The organism is Duganella sp. HH101 (assembly GCF_001758795.1).
Lineage (GTDB): Bacteria > Pseudomonadota > Gammaproteobacteria > Burkholderiales > Burkholderiaceae_D > Rugamonas > Rugamonas rivuli.
The window spans coordinates 337,265-356,516 of sequence record NZ_LRON01000003.1 but is presented as its reverse complement, the minus strand read 5'-3'; the positions used below and the strand labels follow the sequence as shown (position 1 = coordinate 356,516).

General features: G+C 61.1%; 20 protein-coding genes. 2 read left to right on the top strand and 18 right to left on the bottom strand.

All coding sequences use genetic code 11. The annotated features are described in order from the left end of the window. Positions 1–3 precede the first annotated feature (3 nt). Positions 4–1,185: a Tet(A)/Tet(B)/Tet(C) family tetracycline efflux MFS transporter gene (gene tet, locus DUGA2_RS06750; RefSeq protein WP_070268121.1), complete on the bottom strand. Its 1,182-nt coding sequence runs from the start codon at positions 1,183–1,185 to the stop codon at positions 4–6. A gap of 196 nt (positions 1,186–1,381) precedes the next feature. Here tet and DUGA2_RS34900 point away from each other — a divergent pair, with 196 nt between their 5' ends. Then, the gene (locus DUGA2_RS34900) at positions 1,382–1,639 is read left to right on the top strand and encodes a DNA-binding transcriptional regulator (protein WP_307169709.1); all 258 of its coding nucleotides are present in this window, start codon (positions 1,382–1,384) and stop codon (positions 1,637–1,639) included. A gap of 53 nt (positions 1,640–1,692) precedes the next feature. Here DUGA2_RS34900 and DUGA2_RS06745 read toward each other — a convergent pair whose 3' ends face one another. The 15 genes from DUGA2_RS06745 to DUGA2_RS06675 form a co-directional block, all read right to left on the bottom strand. Then, complete coding sequence (locus DUGA2_RS06745) at positions 1,693–2,085, bottom strand: hypothetical protein (RefSeq protein WP_070268119.1); 393 nt, start codon at positions 2,083–2,085, stop codon at positions 1,693–1,695. A 59-nt stretch (positions 2,086–2,144) separates the two neighbouring features. Continuing rightward, positions 2,145–2,567 (bottom strand): F0F1 ATP synthase subunit epsilon, encoded by a 423-nt coding sequence (locus tag DUGA2_RS06740; RefSeq protein WP_008443442.1) that lies wholly within the window; start codon positions 2,565–2,567, stop codon positions 2,145–2,147. Between the two features lie 60 nt (positions 2,568–2,627). Further along, on the bottom strand, positions 2,628–4,028 hold the full coding sequence (gene atpD / locus DUGA2_RS06735; protein ID WP_008443440.1) for a F0F1 ATP synthase subunit beta: 1,401 nt from the start codon (positions 4,026–4,028) through the stop codon (positions 2,628–2,630). 30 nt (positions 4,029–4,058) lie between these two features. Next, complete coding sequence (gene atpG, locus DUGA2_RS06730; RefSeq protein WP_070268116.1) at positions 4,059–4,934, bottom strand: F0F1 ATP synthase subunit gamma; 876 nt, start codon at positions 4,932–4,934, stop codon at positions 4,059–4,061. Positions 4,935–4,995: 61 nt separating this feature from the next. Next, complete coding sequence (gene atpA, locus DUGA2_RS06725) at positions 4,996–6,537, bottom strand: F0F1 ATP synthase subunit alpha (RefSeq protein WP_070268114.1); 1,542 nt, start codon at positions 6,535–6,537, stop codon at positions 4,996–4,998. 62 nt (positions 6,538–6,599) lie between these two features. Continuing rightward, the gene (locus tag DUGA2_RS06720; protein WP_008443436.1) at positions 6,600–7,145 is read right to left on the bottom strand and encodes a F0F1 ATP synthase subunit delta; all 546 of its coding nucleotides are present in this window, start codon (positions 7,143–7,145) and stop codon (positions 6,600–6,602) included. Between the two features lie 2 nt (positions 7,146–7,147). Continuing rightward, entirely contained in the window at positions 7,148–7,618 is a 471-nt protein-coding gene (locus tag DUGA2_RS06715; protein ID WP_008443434.1) for a F0F1 ATP synthase subunit B, read from the bottom strand. A gap of 42 nt (positions 7,619–7,660) precedes the next feature. Then, entirely contained in the window at positions 7,661–7,924 is a 264-nt protein-coding gene (gene atpE, locus DUGA2_RS06710) for a F0F1 ATP synthase subunit C (protein ID WP_371875058.1), read from the bottom strand. A gap of 72 nt (positions 7,925–7,996) precedes the next feature. Beyond that, positions 7,997–8,797: a F0F1 ATP synthase subunit A gene (gene atpB, locus DUGA2_RS06705; protein WP_070268111.1), complete on the bottom strand. Its 801-nt coding sequence runs from the start codon at positions 8,795–8,797 to the stop codon at positions 7,997–7,999. Positions 8,798–8,818: 21 nt separating this feature from the next. Beyond that, positions 8,819–9,184, bottom strand: coding sequence for an ATP synthase subunit I (locus DUGA2_RS06700; protein WP_070268109.1), 366 nt, complete (start codon positions 9,182–9,184; stop codon positions 8,819–8,821). A gap of 286 nt (positions 9,185–9,470) precedes the next feature. Beyond that, a complete protein-coding gene (locus DUGA2_RS06695) occupies positions 9,471–10,358 on the bottom strand; it encodes a ParB/RepB/Spo0J family partition protein (RefSeq protein WP_008443426.1) in 888 nt (295 codons plus the stop codon). Positions 10,359–10,367: 9 nt separating this feature from the next. Continuing rightward, positions 10,368–11,138, bottom strand: a complete 771-nt coding sequence (locus DUGA2_RS06690; protein ID WP_070268108.1) for a ParA family protein — start codon at positions 11,136–11,138, stop codon at positions 10,368–10,370. A gap of 111 nt (positions 11,139–11,249) precedes the next feature. After that, positions 11,250–11,900, bottom strand: a complete 651-nt coding sequence (gene rsmG / locus DUGA2_RS06685; protein ID WP_070268106.1) for a 16S rRNA (guanine(527)-N(7))-methyltransferase RsmG — start codon at positions 11,898–11,900, stop codon at positions 11,250–11,252. After that, positions 11,897–13,840 (bottom strand): tRNA uridine-5-carboxymethylaminomethyl(34) synthesis enzyme MnmG, encoded by a 1,944-nt coding sequence (mnmG, locus tag DUGA2_RS06680; RefSeq protein WP_070268105.1) that lies wholly within the window; start codon positions 13,838–13,840, stop codon positions 11,897–11,899. Before mnmG ends, rsmG begins: the two co-directional genes overlap by 4 nt. Positions 13,841–13,995: 155 nt before the next feature. Continuing rightward, positions 13,996–14,760, bottom strand: a complete 765-nt coding sequence (locus DUGA2_RS06675; protein ID WP_070268104.1) for a TSUP family transporter — start codon at positions 14,758–14,760, stop codon at positions 13,996–13,998. 143 nt (positions 14,761–14,903) lie between these two features. Here DUGA2_RS06675 and DUGA2_RS06670 point away from each other — a divergent pair, with 143 nt between their 5' ends. After that, entirely contained in the window at positions 14,904–16,070 is a 1,167-nt protein-coding gene (locus DUGA2_RS06670) for an iron-containing alcohol dehydrogenase (protein WP_070268102.1), read from the top strand. A 3-nt stretch (positions 16,071–16,073) separates the two neighbouring features. Here DUGA2_RS06670 and DUGA2_RS06665 read toward each other — a convergent pair whose 3' ends face one another. Next, positions 16,074–18,134, bottom strand: coding sequence for a 3-hydroxybutyrate oligomer hydrolase family protein (locus DUGA2_RS06665; RefSeq protein ID WP_070268370.1), 2,061 nt, complete (start codon positions 18,132–18,134; stop codon positions 16,074–16,076). A 124-nt stretch (positions 18,135–18,258) separates the two neighbouring features. Then, positions 18,259–19,242 (bottom strand): branched-chain amino acid ABC transporter permease, encoded by a 984-nt coding sequence (locus DUGA2_RS06660; RefSeq protein WP_070268101.1) that lies wholly within the window; start codon positions 19,240–19,242, stop codon positions 18,259–18,261. Between the last annotated feature and the right edge of the window lie 10 nt (positions 19,243–19,252).

The window sequence follows — 19,252 nt, the reverse complement described above, 5'->3', positions numbered from 1 at the left end:
TGGCTACGATGACTGCGCAGCGACAGGCTTGCGCAGCAACAGCGGCAGGCACAGCACGTAGAGGCCGGCGCCGATCAGCCATACCAGGCCGGGGAAGCTGCCGCGCGACATGAAGTAGATCGTGCTGATCGCCACCGGCCCGATCACCGTCGCCAGGCTGGCGGCGCTGGCCAGCACGCCCTGCAGCTTGCCTTGCTGGTCCGGCCCCACGCTGCCGGACATGATCGCCTGCAAAGCCGGCGCGCCGATGCCGCCGATGCAGAACAAGGGCATCAACGCGAACAACATCCAACCCTGGTTGGCCAGCGCGATCAACACATACGCGCAAGTATCCGCCGTGACACCCACCATCAGCGCGCGGCGCTCGCCCCAGCGCTCGGAAATCGGGCCGACCACGAACGCCTGTGCCAGCGCGTGAAACGCGCCGAAGCCCGCCAGCGATATGCCGATGGTCAGCGTATCCCATGCGAACTTGTCTTCGCTGTACAGCACCCAGACCGTGCCGCCTATCTCGCCGATCAACACCAGCATGCCCGAGGCGAAGATCATCGGCAGCAGCGACTTGAAGCCGGCCGCCCAGCGCAAGTTGGCCAGCGGATTGAACGACATGTCCGACGCGGAGGCCGAACGTTCGGTATGCGATTCGCGCACCAGCAGCAAGGTCAGGATCAGGTTGACGGCGTTCATCGCCGCGGCCGCCAGGAACGGCGCCCTCACCCACCACGCGCCCAGCAAGCCGCCGATCACCGGCCCGATGATGAAGCCGATGCCGAAGCAGGCGCCCAGCTGGCCGTAGCGGCGCGAGCGCTGGTCTTCCGGCGTGACGTCGGCGATGTAGGCGTAGGTGACGGCGATGCTGGCGCCGCTGATGCCGGCGATCGCGCGGCCGATGAACAGCAAGGTCAGCGACGGCGCCATCGCCATGAACAGGTAATCGACCACCGCGCCCGCCAGCGACAGCAGCAGCACCGGCCGCCGGCCGATGCGGTCGCTCAGCACGCCGAGCACGGGCGAGAAGATGAACTGCATCAGCGCGTACAGGCCGGTGAAGGCGCCGAAGCGCCAGCCCAGTTCGGCCGTATGGCCGACGTCGCGCATCAGTTGCGGAATGATGGGCATGGTCAGCCCGATGCCGACGGCGCTCAGGACTACGGTGGAAAGTATGGTCAGCAGTGCTCGGTTCATCTGGCGCTCTTCAGGAAGTAGCCGCCAATTGTAAAGCGATCAATCTTGCACCGCTGTGCCCGCTGTCACAACTTGTCTGCGCACCTGGGCACTTTGGAACACGGCCGTCGAATGCGACAAATCAATTCAACTATACTTGGTGAAGGTAGCTTTGACCGATGCTTACCATCGCTGAATCCACTGGCTTCCAGAGGTTATGGCCGCGCTACTGGCAGAGTTCGAGGCGACGCGTGACTTGTACACGGAGTTGATGCAGGCGGCGAAGGATATTCAAGCAGGTTTGTGCCATGTGGTTTATTCCCCAGTTGCCGCTGCGCGAAAAAATACCGGTATGTCACCTGAGGAATTCGCTGAGCTCTTAGGAGTGCCTGTTTCCACACTTGAAGAATGGGAGCAAGGTCGCGCCCCCCCCGAACGGTCCCGCTCGCACGCTGGTGGCGGTCGCTCCCGATAATCCGCAAGCGATATTGGCGGCCCTGCCGCGCGCATCCATTACCGAATGACCGGTCAATGATTCTTGATTGCGTATTTCGTTAAGACATCCTGGTTATCGAAGTAAAAATCCAGGGTATCCGGATCGACGAAGGTCTGGCAATAGCCAAGCTCGTAAGAGGCTTCGCCGCCACGGTCATAATCCGGCTTGCCGAGCAGCGCGACCAGTTGGCTCTTCTGCATGCCGATCTGGACATGTTCTTTCAGCAGGCTGTCGACCATCGCGCCGCGCGCGCAGCTGTTGTCGGTGGCGGGGGTGATGAGGGCCCAGGCGCGCTGGTCGAAGTCCGCATGGGAAAACGGCGACGAAAACATCAGCCACCCGAGATAACCGACGATCAGCGTCACTGCGGCCACGCAGACGATCTCGGCTTTGACATACCATGCGGCGACGGTTTCTGTTTTCATGCTCACGCCAATAAAAAAGGCAGCCGAGGCTGCCTTTTTGCTGTGATGCTGTGCGTTGCTTAGTGCTTCGCGCGCAGTTTGGCGATCGCCGCCAGCTGGCCGATGGCCGCTGCCAGTTCGGCTTGCGCTTTCGCGTAGTCGATACCGGAGGTGTTGTTCGCCAGCGCTTCTTCGGCACGTTTCTTGGCCGCTGCCGCTTTGGCTTCGTCCAGATCCTTGCCGCGTATCGCGGTATCCGCCAGCACCGTCACGGCGCCCGGCTGCACTTCCAGCAGGCCGCCCGCGACGAAGACAAATTCTTCCTCGGCTTGACCTGGTACCTGGATGCGCACCGCGCCCGGACGGATGCGGGTGATCAGCGGCGTGTGCTTGGGGTAGATCCCCAGCTCGCCCTGCTCGCCCGGCAACGCGACGAATTCGGCTTCGCCCGAGTAGATCAACTCCTCGGCGGAAACCACGTCAACGTGAATAGTGTTTGCCATGTGTGTCCTGTCGGTGTGATGCGGCCCCGTTCGCACGGGGCCGCGATCGAAACTCAACGATTAGTTGAGCTTCTTGGCTTTTTCGATAGCTTCGTCGATCGTGCCGACCATGTAGAACGCTTGTTCTGGCAGGTGATCGAGTTCGCCGGAAGCGATCATTTTGAAGCCCTTGATCGTGTCTTTCAGCGAAACGTATTTACCTGGCGAACCGGTAAACACTTCAGCAACGTGGAATGGCTGCGACAGGAAACGCTGCATCTTACGTGCACGGGCCACCAGCAGTTTGTCTTCCGGCGCCAGTTCGTCCATACCCAGAATCGCGATAATGTCACGCAGTTCCTTGTAGCGCTGCAGGGTGCCCTGAACAGCGCGCGCGGTGTCGTAGTGCTCTTGGCCGACGACCAGCGGATCCAGCTGACGCGAGGTCGAATCCAGTGGGTCCACCGCAGGGTAGATACCCAGCGAGGCGATGTCACGCGACAGAACGACGGTCGAATCCAAGTGACCGAAGGTGGTCGCTGGCGATGGGTCGGTCAAGTCATCCGCTGGAACGTAGACGGCCTGGATCGAGGTGATCGAACCGGTCTTGGTCGAGGTGATGCGCTCTTGCAGACGGCCCATTTCTTCGGCCAGGGTAGGCTGGTAGCCCACTGCGGAAGGCATACGGCCCAGCAGTGCGGATACTTCGGTACCGGCCAGCGTGAAGCGGTAGATGTTATCCACGAAGAACAGAACGTCCTTGCCTTCGTCACGGAACGATTCCGCGATGGTCAGACCGGTCAGCGCGACGCGCAGACGGTTGCCCGGTGGTTCATTCATCTGACCGTAGACCATCGCTACTTTCGAGTTGGCCGGGTTTTCCAGGTCAACTACTTTAGCGTCAGCCATTTCGTGGTAGAAGTCGTTACCTTCGCGGGTACGCTCACCAACACCGGCGAACACGGACAGACCCGAGTGCGCTTTAGCGATGTTGTTGATCAGTTCCATCATGTTCACGGTCTTGCCCACACCTGCACCGCCGAACAGACCGACTTTACCGCCTTTGGCGAACGGGCACACCAGGTCAATCACCTTGATGCCGGTTTCCAGCAGATCCTGCGATGGCGACAGTTCGTCGTAGGCAGGAGGAGTGCGGTGGATCGAAGCGAGCTGGTCGTGAGCGACCGGGCCGCATTCGTCGATCGGGTTGCCCAGCACGTCCATGATGCGACCCAGGGTAGCTTTACCCACTGGCACCATGATCGGCTTGCCGGTGTTCTGGATCATCATGCCGCGGCGCAGGCCGTCGGACGAACCCAGAGCAATGGTACGGACCACGCCGTCGCCCAGCTGTTGTTGTACTTCCAGGGTCAGCTCGGAGCCTTCCATTTTCAAGGCATCAAATACCTTAGGCATCGCGTTGCGTGGAAACTCTACGTCCACCACAGCGCCGATACACTGAACGATTTTGCCATCAGCCATGTTCGTTCCTTCAAATATAGTTAAATTCGTTTAAACCGCAGCCGCACCGGCAACGATTTCGGAGAGTTCTTTGGTAATCGCAGCTTGGCGGGTCTTGTTGTAGATCAGCTTCAATTCGCCGATCACACTGCCGGCGTTGTCGCTTGCCGACTTCATCGCCACCATACGCGCCGATTGCTCGGACGCCAGGTTTTCCGCCACCGACTGGTACACCAGCGCTTCTACATAGCGCTCCAGCAGTTCGTCAATCACGGTCGCAGCGTCCGGCTCGTAGATGTAATCCCAGTTGTGATTACCCGCGTCGGCCTGCGTCTTCGCGGCTGGCAGTGGCAGCAACTGCTCCACGACCGGCTCTTGCTTCATCGTGTTGATGAACTTGGTGTAGCACAGGTAGACTGCGTCGACTTCACCGTTCTGGAACTTTTCGAGCATGACCTTGACAGGTCCGATCAGTTTTTCCAGGTGCGGCGTGTCGCCGATCTGCGTTACTTGCGCAACGACAGGAATGCCTACGCGATTCAAAAACCCCAAACCTTTGTTACCGATAGCTACCGCGGCAATCTTGTTGCCGGCTGTTTCCAGCTCACGGGTTTTCGCCGTCACCATGCGCAGGATGTTGGTGTTCATGCCGCCGCACAGACCTTTGTCGGTGGTGACGATCACGAAGCCAACTGCCTTCGCCGTGTCCTTTTGCTCTTCAGCCAGGAACGGGTGGGTGTATTCCGGATTTGCGGTAGCCAGATTGGCGGCGATATTGCGAATCTTTTCACTGTAGGGACGGGCGGCGCGCATGCGATCCTGCGCTTTGCGCATTTTCGATGCGGCGACCATTTCCATCGCCTTGGTGATCTTCTTCGTATTCTCTACGCTCTTGATCTTGCCACGTATCTCTTTGCCTACTGCCATGAGTCCTTACTCCTTCTGCGCGGAAGGCGTCCCGGGCGCTAACCCGGGGACGCCGATGTGCTTAAAATGCGCCGGATTTCTTGAAGTCCGCAACGGCTGCCGACAGCGTTGCTTCGCCATCTTTGTCCAGTTGCTTCGACGATTCAATCTTGGACAGCAGGTCAGCTTGCTTGGTCTTCAGGTAGGCATGCAGGCCGGCTTCGAACGGCAGTACTTTCTTGACTGGCACATCATCCAGGAAGCCCTTGTTCACTGCGAACAGCGAAGCGGCCATCAGGGAGATCGACAGTGGCGAGTACTGAGCCTGCTTCAGCAGTTCGGTCACGCGGGCGCCGCGGTCCAGCTGCTTGCGGGTCGATTCGTCCAGGTCGGAAGCGAACTGCGCGAACGCAGCCAGTTCACGGTACTGCGCCAAGTCGGTACGGATACCGCCGGACAGGTTTTTGATGACCTTGGTCTGAGCGGCGCCACCAACGCGCGATACCGAGATACCCGCGTTAATAGCAGGACGGATGCCCGAGTTGAACAGCGAGGTTTCCAGGAAGATCTGACCGTCGGTGATCGAAATCACGTTGGTTGGAACGAAGGCCGAAACGTCGCCAGCCTGAGTTTCAATGATCGGCAGTGCGGTCAGCGAGCCGGTCTTGCCTTTGACTGCGCCGCCGGTGAAGGCTTCGACGTAGTCGGCGTTGACGCGTGCTGCGCGTTCCAGCAGACGGGAGTGCAGGTAGAACACGTCGCCTGGGTAAGCTTCGCGGCCTGGTGGGCGGCGCAGCAGCAGGGAGATCTGACGGTAGGCTACAGCTTGCTTGGACAGGTCATCGTACACGATCAGCGCGTCTTCGCCGCGGTCGCGGAAGTACTCGCCCATGGTGCAACCCGAGTAAGCCGAGATGTACTGCATCGCTGCCGATTCGGCGGCCGATGCGGCGACAACAATGGTGTACTCCAGCGCGCCGTGCTGTTCCAGCGAACGCACGATGTTCTTGATCGTCGAGGCTTTTTGACCGATAGCCACGTAGATGCAGGTCATGCCCTGGCCTTTTTGGTTGATGATCGCATCAACCGCTACGGCGGACTTACCGGTTTGACGGTCGCCAATGATCAGCTCGCGCTGGCCACGGCCGATTGGTACCATCGCGTCGATCGATTTCAGACCGGTCTGCATAGGCTGCGAGACGGACTCACGGGCGATAACGCCTGGAGCGATCTTTTCGATTGGCGAGGTCAGCTTGGCGTCGATGGCGCCTTTGCCGTCGATAGGCTGGCCCAGGGCGTTGACCACACGGCCACGCAGTTCAGGACCGACTGGCACTTCCAGAATGCGGCCGGTGCACTTGACCGTGTCGCCTTCGGAGATGTGCTCGTAAGCACCCAGAATCACGGCGCCGACGGAGTCGCGCTCCAGGTTCATCGCCAGGCCAAAGGTGTTACCAGGGAATTCCAGCATTTCGCCCTGCATCACTTCGGACAGGCCGTGGATGCGGACGATACCGTCGGCGACGGAGATAACCGTGCCTTGGTTGCGTACTTCAGCGCCGCCATCAAGGCCTTCGATACGGCTCTTGATCAGCTCGCTGATTTCAGATGGGTTGAGTTGCATACTAACTCCTAAAAGTGTTTCTCTCAGCTTGCGCGAGATGAAGAATCTGTTCTAAGCGACGCTTATGCGACCAGTGCGACACGCATTTGCTGCAGCTTGGCGCGGACCGAAGTGTCCAGCACTTCATCGCCAACGACCACGCGCACGCCACCGATCAACGCTGGGTCCACGGTGACAACCGGGTTCAGCTTGCGGCTGAATTTCTTTTCCAGCGTGGCGACCAGCTCGCTCACTTGAGCCGAGCTCAGGTCGAATGCGCTGGTGATGTCGGCGTCTGCCGCACCTTCCTGGGCGTTTTTCAACGCCTGGAATTGCGCGCCGATTTCCGGCAGCAGACTGATGCGGCCGTTTTCGACCAGCATCGCCAGGAAGTTTTTCGCTTCCGTGTTCAACGGCGACTTCACCAGTGCCGTAATGGCGGCGCTCACATCGCTAGCCGAAGCTTTCGGGTTGCGGGCGAATGCTTGCACCTCGGGGTGGGCACCGATCTGGGCCAGTTCGGCCACCAGTTCGGACCACGCCGCGAGGTTGAACGATTCCTTACCTGCTTGGGCTACGCGGAACAAAGCTTCCGCGTAGGGACGGGCGACGGTTGCGTTTTCTGCCATGATTACAGCTCGACAGACAGGCGCGACAACAGATCGGCGTGAGCCGAGGCGTTGACTTCGCGCTTGAGGATTTGCTCGGCGCCCTTCACAGCCAGGTCAGCCACCTGAGCGCGCAGCGCTTCGCGCGCCTTGGCCAGTTGCTGATCGGCGTCGGCTTTAGCTTGCGCAATGATGCGGTCGGCTTCAGCTTGTGCATGTGCTTTGATTTCTTCCGCCACCAGTTGCGCGCGCTTTTCAGCGTCGGCAACGCGTTGCGAAGCTTCTTCGCGTGCACCGGCCAGCGCTTCGCTGGCGCGCTTCTCAGCAACTACCATCGCTTGCTGGCCTTGGTCGGCCGCAGCCAGACCGTCAGCGATACGCTTGGCACGCTCATCCAACGCTGCATTCAGCGAAGGAAATACGAACTTCATCGAAACCCAGACCAACACCGCGAAGGTGATCATCTGACCGATGAGAGACATATTGATGTCCATACCTTTGCTCCTAACTAAAAGTTTCTCCTAGAAGGGAGCGAATTAATGTGCCGCCAGAACTGCTGCCAGGAATGGGTTGCTGAAGGTGTACAGCAGAGCAACGCCGACGCCGATCATCGAGATCGCATCCAGCAGACCAGCGATAACGAACAGTTTGGTTTGCAGTTGTGGCATCAGTTCTGGTTGACGAGCCGAAGCTTCCAGGAATTTGCCGCCCAGAATTGCGAAACCGAGTGCGGTGCCGATAGCGGCCAGACCGATGATGATTGCTGCGGCCAGAACGGTCATGCTTTGTACTTGTGCGATCAGAGCTTGCATTGAATTTCTCCTAAGATTTTAAAAAAGACTACAGATACTAAAAAGTTAAAACTATGTTGCTTAGTGCTTCTCAACCGCGAGGCTCAGGTACACGACAGTCAACGCCATAAACACAAACGCTTGCAGGGTCACGACCAGGATGTGGAAGATAACCCAAGGACCACCCAGCAGCCACTGCGCCCACCATGGCAGCAGAGCGATCAGAATGAACAGCAGCTCACCGGCGTACATATTGCCGAAGAGTCGCAGCGACAGCGACAGTGGCTTAGCCAGCAACTCGATCATCTGGAAGACGAAGTTGACCGGGGCCAGCACGACGGCCATGAAGCCGTGGGCGTGGAACGGAGCGGTCAGCAACTCTTTACCCCAGCCGCCGAGACCTTTGGCTTTGATCGAGAAACCAATAATGCACAGCATGACGCCGAACGACATGCCGAAAGTGTGATTGACGTCCGCGGTCGGCACGACACGCAGCTTGTGAACGCCAAAGTAGCCAAGAATCTTAGGCAGCAGATCGACCGGCAGGAAGTCCATCGCGTTCATCAGCCAAACCCAGCAGAAGATCGTGATGGCCAGCGGCGCGATAACCTTGCTCTTGGCGTGGAATGCGGAATTGACCACTTCGTTGACCAGCTCCATGACGGCTTCGACGAAGTTTTGCAGCTTGCCCGGTACACCGGCGGTCGCGCGGCGCGACGCCATGTAGAACACACCGAGGAAAATCATGCCCAGAACGGCAGAAACCCAGAACGTGTCCAGGTTAAATGCGCCGTCGGCAGACTTCAGGTGCGACAGGTGATGCTGAATATACTCAATGGAGGTGGGCGCTTCGTGTGCCCCTACAGCGTTTTCTGTGGTCATAAAAGTATTAGATTTTGGTGATTAAATTGCGAGCAGTGAAAACCAATAAGCTAAGGTTGCCACCGCGAAACCCAAGATCAGCCATAACCAAGAGGCCGACTGAAACAGCGCCAGTGCCAAAACAAACAGCACTACCGTGATAAATATTTTCACTACTTCGGCGCGCACATGCGACCGGAAAGCTTTTTTGGCGTCATTTGTTCCGCCCGCAACAATCATCGCGTACATCAGACTCCCGATGACTGCGATTGCTCCGCCATAGGCGGCCGACCAAGCTTTGAGCACTCCACCCAAGTTCCAGGCGAGCAAGGCGAATCCAGTTGCGATGGCTAACTGGAGGGCGACGACTTTATACACCGGCTTGGAAATACTCGTCGAATCATTCATCTGGCGAGCTCCCAAAAAGCCGATAAAACCCAAAGACACGGGATTATATGTGTCTTTACTGTATCACGTCAAACATTGCTGCACCGCAGCAGAGCAATTGGTGCACGAAAGAGACGCTTTTATAAACATTTCCGCGCCGGTTGCACCAAGTTGGAACCAGTTAAGCGTTTTCGTTTTTTATTGGCTCCGCTGCAACATTGGGGTCAAGTCTGACATTCGGACACGGGCTCTGCCGCAATCCCGTAACGGCAGAGCTCGTGTCCAAATGTCAGACTTGACCCCAGGGTTAGGCGCGCAGGCGGGCCAGCACGCCGTCGAGGATGTCGAGGTCGGCGAAGTCGATGATCATCTGGCCGCGGCCCTTGGTGCCCATCTTGAACACCACCGGCGTCGCCAGCTTGTCCGACAGCTCCTCCTCCAGGCGCACGATGTCGCCGGACTTTTCCTTCTGGCGCGCTTCGGTCGGCGAGGCTTTTTGATCTTCCAGCGTTTTTGCCACCAACTTTTCAGTTTCACGCACCGATAACCGTTTGGCGACGACCATGTTCGCCAGGTTGATCTGCGTGGCCGCATCGACCGACAACAGCGCGCGCGCATGGCCCATGTCGATATCGCCAGCCATCAGCATGGTCTGCACCGGATTGGCCAGGTTCATCAAACGCAGCAGGTTGGACACCGCGCTGCGCGAACGGCCAACGGCCGTGGCCGCCTGTTCGTGCGTGAAACTGAAATCGGTGATTAGGCGATGGATGCCCTGCGCTTCTTCCAGCGGATTCAAATCCTCGCGCTGCATGTTCTCGATCAGCGCCATCGCGGCGGCGGCCTGGTCGTCGACATCGCGCACCAGCACCGGCAGCACTTCCAGGCCGGCCAGCTGCGCCGCGCGGAAGCGGCGCTCGCCGGCGATGATCTCGTACTTGATCGCGCCGGTCAGTTTATCCGTGCCGACCGGACGCACCAGGATGGGCTGCATGATGCCCTGGGTCTTGATCGATGCGGCCAGCTCCTGCAGGCCGCCCTCGTCCATGCGGGTACGCGGCTGGTACTTGCCCGCCTGCATTTGCGTGACCGGCAGTTCCGACGGCGTGTTGGCGTCCGGGGTGGTGATGTCGCCGTCGCCGCCGAGCAGCGCTTCCAGGCCGCGACCCAGGCCTTTGAGTTTTTTGGTTGCCATGTGATTGCCTTACATTTTCTTGATGCGCTTGACCATCTCGGCGCCGAAGGCGATATACGCCTGCGCCCCCTTGGAGGATGGATCGAAGGTGACGCCCGGCAGGCCGTAGGACGGCGCTTCGGCCAGGCGTACGTTGCGGGGGATGATGGTTTTGAAGACCTTGTCGCCGAAGTGCTGCTCCAGCTGGGCCGACACTTGCTGCGACAGCGTCATGCGCGGATCGAACATCACGCGCAGCAGGCCGATGATCTTCAGGTCCGGGTTCAGGTTGGCGTGCACCTTCTTGATGGTGTTGACCAGGTCGGACAAGCCTTCCAGCGCGTAGTACTCGCACTGCATAGGGATGATGACGCCGTGCGCGGCGCACAGGCCGTTCAGGGTCAGCATCGACAGCGCCGGCGGGCAGTCGATCAGGATGAAGTCGTACTCCTTGTCGACCAGCGCCAGCGCATCCTTCAGGCGGCGTTCGCGGTTCTCCAGCGAGACCATCTCGACTTCGGCGCCGGCCAGCTCGCGGTTGGAGGGCAGCACGTCGAACTGGCCGGGCTCCGAACGCTGGCGCGCGGTGGCGACGTCGGATTCGCCCAGCATCACCTCATAGGTCGACGCAGGCAGCCCTGCCTTGTTGATGCCCGCGCCCATCGTGGCGTTGCCCTGCGGGTCCAGGTCGACCAGCAATACCCGCTGGTCCAGCTTTGCCAATCCGGCGGCCAGGTTTACCGTCGTGGTGGTTTTCCCTACGCCACCCTTTTGATTCGCTACGCAAAAAATTTTCGCCATGTATTTCTTTGTGTTGTGCTTCTTAATTATTTATACTATTAAAACGATATAAACGATTTATACTGTTTATACAGAATAAACTGTATAAACTATTTATACCGTATAAATCATTTACTTGGTTTCGGCCTGGATGAATACCAGGTGGCGCTCCGCGTCCAGCCCCGGCACTTCCAAAGGTTCCAGTTTCTGCACTTTCCATGGCTCTGGCAGCCGCTCGCGCTCCTCTGCCGGCGCCGTTCCTTTCAGGGCGATGAATCGCCCGCCCTCTTGCAGCAGGTGCCCAGACCAGTTGACGAAGTCGGACAGGTCCGCGAAAGCCCGCGAGGTGATGACGTCGAACTTGGTCTTCACTTCCAGCTGCTCCACGCGCTTGGTGTACACCGTCACGTTGACCAGTTCCAGTTCCGCCTTCACCTGGTTGAGGAAGGCGGTCTTCTTGTGCACCGTGTCGATCATCGACACCTTCATGTCCGGGCGGCTGATCGCCAGCACCATGCCCGGCAGTCCGCCCCCTGCTCCCACGTCCAGCACATTCTGCGCGCCGGCGAAGGCCGGCACGGCGGCCAGCGAATCGAGCACATGCAGCGTCACCATCTGCATCGGATCGCGCACCGAGGTCAGGTTGTACACCGCATTCCACTTGTTCAGCAGCGCCAGGTAGTCCAGCAGTTTTTCCACCTGGGCTTCGTTCAGGTCCAGCTTCAGACTGGTGATGCCTTGTTTTAAAACATCCGCAATTGCTACACGGTCAAACACCTTCATTGAACAGCCTCATCTTTTTGCACGTTATCTGGACTAACAAAACCGCCGAAACCGGCCTTCTTCAGGTGCACCAGCAGCAGCGAAATCGCCGCCGGCGTCACGCCGGAAATGCGCGATGCCTGGCCCAGTGTTTCCGGACGCTGCGCATGCAGCTTCTGGCGCACTTCCACCGACAGCGCGGTGATGTCCAGATAGCTGAAACCTTCCGGCAATTTCAGGTTTTCATAGTGCTCGTGGCGCTCGACTTCCTTGGTCTGGCGGTCGATATAGCCCGAATATTTGAGCTGGATTTCGACCTGTTCGCGCACCGCGCCGTCGGCCACGCCGGGGCCGGCGAGGTCGCGGCCATCGATGCCGGACAGGCTCATCAGCTTGTCGTACTCGACGCCGGGACGGGCCAGCAGGTTGGCCAGCGAGTACTCGCGCTCGATCGCCTGACCGATGACGCGCTCGGATTCGGCCGCTTCCAGGATGCGTGGATTGACCCACGTGGAGCGCAGGCGCTCCAGTTCGCGCGCCACGGATTCGCGCTTGGTCTCGAATGCCTGCCACTGCGCATCGCCGACCACGCCCAGCTTGCGGCCGATTTCGGTCAGGCGCATGTCGGCATTGTCTTCGCGCAGGCTCAGGCGATACTCGGCCCGGCTGGTGAACATGCGATACGGCTCCATCACGCCTTGCGTGACCAGGTCGTCGACCATCACGCCCAGGTAGGCCTCCGAACGGGCCGGCGTCCAGGACTCGCGGCCCTGGGTTTGCAGCGCGGCGTTGATACCGGCCAGCATGCCCTGCGCCGCCGCCTCTTCGTAGCCGGTGGTACCGTTGATCTGGCCGGCGAAGTACAGGCCGTTGATGGCCTTGGTTTCCAGCGATGCCTTGAGGCCGCGCGGGTCGAAATAATCGTATTCGATGGCGTAGCCGGGACGCAGGATGTGGGCGTTTTCCATGCCCTTCATCGAGCGCACCAGGGCGATTTGTACGTCGAACGGCAGGCTGGTGGAGATGCCGTTTGGATAGAATTCGTTGGTCGTCAGGCCTTCCGGTTCCAGGAAAATCTGGTGCGATTCCTTGGCCGAGAAGCGGTGGATCTTGTCTTCGATCGACGGGCAATAGCGCGGGCCGACGCCTTCGATGACGCCGGTGTACATCGGGCTGCGGTCCAGGCCGGCGCGGATGATGTCGTGGGTCTGGCTGTTGGTGTGCGTGACCCAGCACGGCATTTGCTCAGGGTGCATGGACGCATTGCCCATCACCGAGAACACCGGCACCGGATCGAGGTCGCCAGGCTGCTCGGTCATCAGCGAGAAATCGATGCTGCGGCCGTCGATGCGCGGCGGCGTGCCGGTCTTCAGGCGGCCTTGCGGCAGCTTCAATTCCTTCAGGCGGGCCGACAGCGAGATGGCCGGAGGATCTCCGGCGCGGCCGGCCGAGTAGTTCTGCAGGCCGACGTGGATCTTACCGTCGAGGAAAGTGCCGGCGGTCAGCACCACGGCCGGCGCCAGGAACTTCAGGCCGATCTGGGTGACGGCGCCGACCACGCGGTCGCCCTCCACCATCAGGTCGTCCACGGCCTGCTGGAACAGCCACAGGTTCGGCTGGTTTTCCAGGCGCGAGCGGATGGCTTGCTTGTACAGGATGCGGTCGGCCTGGGCGCGGGTGGCGCGCACAGCAGGGCCCTTGGACGAGTTCAGGATACGGAACTGGATGCCCGACTCATCGGTGGCGATGGCCATGGCGCCGCCCATGGCGTCGACTTCCTTGACCAGATGGCCTTTGCCGATACCGCCGATGGATGGGTTGCACGACATCTGGCCCAGCGTCTCAATGTTATGCGTGAGCAGCAAAGTCTTCTGTCCCATGCGGGCGGAAGCGAGGGCAGCCTCGGTACCGGCGTGACCACCGCCGACAACGATGACGTCGAAATTTGTAGGAAATAGCATGTTGGAATTGGTTAAAGCGAAGGGATCAAGGTCAGATTATAGAGTCTTTTTGCTGCTGCGACTTTTTTAAGCAAAAAAATATCGGCAAATTGTTCCACGTGAAACATTGAAAAAGGGCTCCGAAGAGCCCTCTTTTTGTTCCACGTGAAACAGTGTCACCAACGCAACCATGCATCGTAGCCAGTTTTTATGATCAGTAACGTCACCACGACCAGGAACAGTTTGCGCACGAATCCGCTGCCGTGCTTCATCGCCATGCGCGAACCGATCAGCGAACCGGCGATCTGGCACACGGCCATGGTCGCGCCCAGTTGCCAGATCAGGTGGCCGCTGTAGCCGAACCAGATCAGCGCGGCAAAGTTGCAGGCCACGTTGACAACCTTGGCCACGGCCGAGGCGCCGAGGAAGTCGAAGCCGAAGATGCGTACGAACAGGAACACCAGGAAGCTGCCGGTGCCGGGGCCGAAGAAGCCGTCATAGAAACCGATGCCGGCGCCGATCACCAGCGCCAGCGTCTGCTCCCTGGCGCCCGAATGGATGGGGGCGTGCACGCTGCCGAACTCCTTCTTGGCGAAGGTGTAGACGGCGACCGCCACCAGCACCACCGGCAGCAGCAGGCGCATGAACTCGGCCGAGACCTTGGTGACGGTGTAGGCGCCGAGGAAGGCGAAGAACAGGGCGGCCAGCGCGGCCGGCGTGGCCACCGACCAGGCGATGGCGACCCGGCGCGCATAGCTCACCGCCGCCACGCCGGTGCCGAAGATGCTGGCCAGCTTGTTGGTGCCGATCAGCGTGGCCGGGGCCATGTTGGGAAACACCGAGAACATCGCCGGCAACTGTATCAGTCCCCCGCCCCCAACTACCGCGTCCACCAGTCCCGCGCCGAACGCCGCCACTCCCAACACCAGATAATCGACCATCGCCCTGCCATCCTTCCACATGCAAAGGCTACATTGTACGGAAGAAATTCAATACGGCTGATGCGCATCCTGCATAGATGGGCGCATGCGCAAGGCAGCCGCATGAGGTAAGCTTCACGTGAAATCCACCACCTGGAATCGCCATGCAAGACTTCCCAGCGTTTGCCTTCAGCACCGTCGCCCACATCGTTTCCGAGCTGGGCGCGGCCGGCCGGCTCGGCGAACATATCGCCCAGCGCTTCCCGACGGCCAGGCGCGCCCTGCTCGTCACCGATCCCGGCTTCCTGAAAACCGGCCTGGTCGATGCCCCGGCCGCGAGCCTGCGCGCCGCCGGGCTGGCGGTCGAGGTCTACTCGCAGGTGGTGGCGGACCCGCCGGAACAGGTGGTGCTGGATGCCGTGGACGCCGCCCGCACACACCGCAGCGACATCGTCATCGGCCTGGGCGGCGGCAGTTCGATGGACGTCGCCAAGCTGATCGCCGTGCTGGCCGGCAGCGACCAACCGCTCGCCGCGATCTACGGCATCGGCAATGTGAAGGGTGGACGGCTGCCGCTGGTGCAGATACCCACAACCGCCGGCACCGGCTCGGAAGTGACCAACGTGGCCATCGTCACCACCGGCGCTACCACAAAAATGGGCGTCGTCGCGCCGCAACTCTATGCCGATCTGGCATTGCTGGACGCCGAACTGACCATCGGCCTGCCGCCCATGGTGACGGCCGCCACCGGCATCGATGCGATGGTGCACGCCATCGAGGCCTACACCAGCCGCCACAAAAAGAACCCGCTGTCCGATATCCTGGCGCGCAAGGCGCTGGGGCTGCTGTCCGCCAACGTGATACGCGCCTGCGAAAACGGCCGCGACCTGGCGGCGCGGCAAGCCATGCTGCTCGGCGCGATGCTGGCGGGGCAGGCGTTTTCCAATGCGCCGGTGGCGGCCGTGCATGCGCTGGCCTATCCGATAGGCGGCATCTTCCACGTGCCACATGGGTTGTCGAACTCGCTGGTCTTGCCCCATGTGCTGCGCTTCAATGCGCCGGAGGCGGCGCCGTTGTATGCGGAACTGGCGGAGATCGTCGTGCCTCAGGCCAGCGGCAGCGCCGAGGCGAGGGCGGAGGCGTTGGTTGTTGCGATGCAACAAATAGCCATCATCACCGGGATAGAACGGACCTTGCAGCAGGTGGGGATCAGGGAAACGGATCTGGACCGGCTGGCGGATGACGCCATGCTCCAGACCCGTTTATTGGGGAACAACCCCCGCACCGTCACGCGCGACGATGCGAGGGCGATCTACGCGGCAGCCTTGTAGGCCTTAGTTCGGCACGTCGACCGTGGTGCCGCTGACCGTGATGGCGTTGGCGCCCGGCGCGGCCACCATAGGCGGCACGTTGGCGATGGTGATCAGCGAGGTGTTATCGAAGCGCGGCACCGTCCGCACCAGCTGCGACGGCGGCAGCGCCACCGACGAATTGCGCAGATTGGCCAGCATCGCATCGAGCGCGCGGAACAGGTAGACGTGCAGCGGCACGATGTTCGCCGGCAGGGCGTTGGTGAAGGAATCGAAGTGGTTGGCGTTGGTCACTTCGATGTAGCGCAGCTTGCTGGCCGCCCCTTCCACCGACGCGTTCAAGCCCACATACGAGCGCGACGCAAAGTTCACCGGGATCAGCGTATCGCTGCGTCCGTGCACGATGATGGCCGGCTTGCCGCGCAGATTGCCCGTTGCCGCCACCTCCGCCATGCCTGCTTTCACACGTGCGCTTTGCGCCGCCAGCGTCGCGCTCAAGGCGCCGCCCGTCACCGGATCGACGCCGGTCGCCAGCGAGCGCAGGCACAGGAAGCCGTCCAGCGACTGGTCCGCCAGGCTGCTGCTCGGCGACACGCCGAAGTTATACGCCTTGGCGCCGCCCACCGAATTCTCGTACACCACGCTGCCGACGATGCCGTTCTGCGTGGCGAAGCTGCTGGCTTTTTGCGCGCCGGTGAAGGCCACCGGCGTGCCCGTCGCGTCGGCCGGGGCGAAGGAGAATCCGCACACCTTGTCCGTGACGGAGAACTTGCCGTAGGCGTTGGCGTACGTTACCGCCACCAGGATGTTGGTACCGGCGTGGGCCGCCTGCAGGATGTCGGAATCGACCAGCCAGCCGTAGGCCTTCAGGCGGGCCTTGGCGTCGGCCTGCTGCGCCGGCAGGTCGGTGCCAGTCAACAAGCCTTTGGCGGCCAGCGCGGTGCAGCGCCCCGGCGCGGCGGCGGTCGAGGCGATGCAGGGCTGGTACAGCGCCGCATAGGTCGAGTAGTCGAACAGCGCCTTGCCCTGCCCCGTCGCGTTGACGCCGCCCTGGCGCACCGTGTAGCCGGTGGCGGCCTTGGGCTGCACCTGCGGCTCGGTGGCCGCCACGCCGCCGATCAGGCCCTTGGCGTCCTGCTCCGCCGCCAGCAGGGCCGAGCCGGCGCCGTTGGAGATGCTGGAGGCGATCGTCACCGTGTTCTTCGGCGTCAGGCGCACGATGTGGCTTTTGTTATCCTTGGCCAGCACGCCGTACTTTTCGTTGAGCACATAGAAGGCGAATTCCAGCGACTGCAGGGTGAACTTGCCCCAGTCCTTTTCCGGGTTCTGCTGCGAGTGGGCGTGCTTGAAGGCGATGCGGCCGGGCGACGCGGCGGCGAAGGCGGCGCGCTCGGCATCGCTCAGCGCCGGCGCGAACATGGCGTTCTTGGCGGCCGCGGTGCGGGTGGCGCGCACGCCGTTCTGCAGGTTCACGCTGTCGTCGTCGAAGGTGTAGAGGCCGGTGCCGCTGCCCTTGTCGGCATAGGCCACGGCGCAGTTGTTCTTCAAGCCCCATTCGCCGGCGCTGCCGATGGCGCCATAGATGCCGCGCGAGCCGCTCGACGTGCCGGTGACGATGCAGGGATTGTTGACGTCGAAGCCGGTCGGGATCTGCACCATCAGCGTGACGTTCTGGTTGCCGCTGCCGTCGTCCGAGTAGGCGATGTATTCGGTGCCGCCTACCATGCCCTGCCCCGACCCCGGCACGCCCTTGGCGTCCACGTTCGGGCCGTACAGCGTGCCGTAGCCGCTGTTGGCGGAGATGTCGAGCACGGCGCGGTAGTTGGCGTAGATCGCGTTGCGGCGCAGCTCGGCGGCGGTGGGATTGGCGGGATCGGCGTAGGCCGGCGCGGCGACGGCGGCCAGGCCGGTCGCGCCCAGCCCGGCGGTCAGCAAGTCATCGGTGGCGCCGTCGTAGGTCTTGCTGCTGATGGCGCCCAGATATGTCGGCAACACGTTCAAATCCTCTGCCGTGTTGTGCTCGTTGGCGCCGCAAGCGGTCAGCCCAATGGCGGCCAGCGCCAGCGAAATTTTCTTGATATGCATGTATGTCATCCTCTGTGTCGATAAAAGTTACGGACGGACTACTCCCACTCCGGCCGGCGGCCAGACGAAATGTACTACCGGTGAAATAAAAACGCCGGACAGAACGTCCGGCGTGTGCGCTACATCAAGCTGTCTTTTTGCCGCTGCTGAACGCGAACTTGGCGATGATCTCGCCGACGATGCCGCGCCGGAACAACAGCACGCAAACGATGAAGATAAAGCCGATCACCATGTTGACCGCTTCGCCGATGGTGTTGAACCATTCGATGCCGGTGTGGGCGACCATGAAGATGCCGAAGTCGCCCAGCTTGTTCTCCAGCGCGATGACGAGGATGGCGCCCAGCATCGGGCCGGCAAACGTGCCCATGCCGCCGACCAGGGTCATCAGGATCACCAGGCCCGACATGCTCCAGTGCACATCGGTCAGCGTCTCGAAGCCCTGCACCAGCATGTTGGACGCGCCCGCCAGGCCGGCCAGCGCGGCCGACAGCACGAAGGCCAGCAGCTTGTACTTGTCCACATCGTAGCCCAGCGAAATCGCGCGCGGCTCGTTTTCCTTGATCGCCTTCAGTACCTGGCCGAACGGCGAATGCACGGTGCGCACGATCAGCATGAACGCCAGCACGGCCACGCCCAGCACGAAGAAGTACAGCGCCGTATCGTTGGACAGGTCGACCAGGCCCAGCAATTTTCCACGTGGAACGCCTTGCAGGCCGTCCTCGCCGCCGGTGAATTCGCCGGCGCGCAGCGCGCCGAAGTACACCATCTGCGCCAGCGCCAGCGTGATCATCGAGAAGTAGATGCCCTGGCGGCGGATCGCCAGCGCGCCCATCACCAGGCCGATCAGGGCGCCGGCCGCGACGCCGGCCAGCATGCCCAGCTCGACCGGCCAGCCCCACACCTTCATCGCGTTGCCGGCCACGTAGCCGGCGGCGCCGAAGAAGGCCGCGTGGCCGAACGACAGCAGGCCGGTGAAGCCGATCAGCAAGTTGAAGGCGCTGGCGAACAGCGCAAAGCACAGCAGCTTGGCCAGGAAGATCGGATAGCCGACAAACGGCGCCGCCAGCGCGATGGCGAAAGCGACGATATAACCTATGTTTTTGTTCATCTGCGGCCTC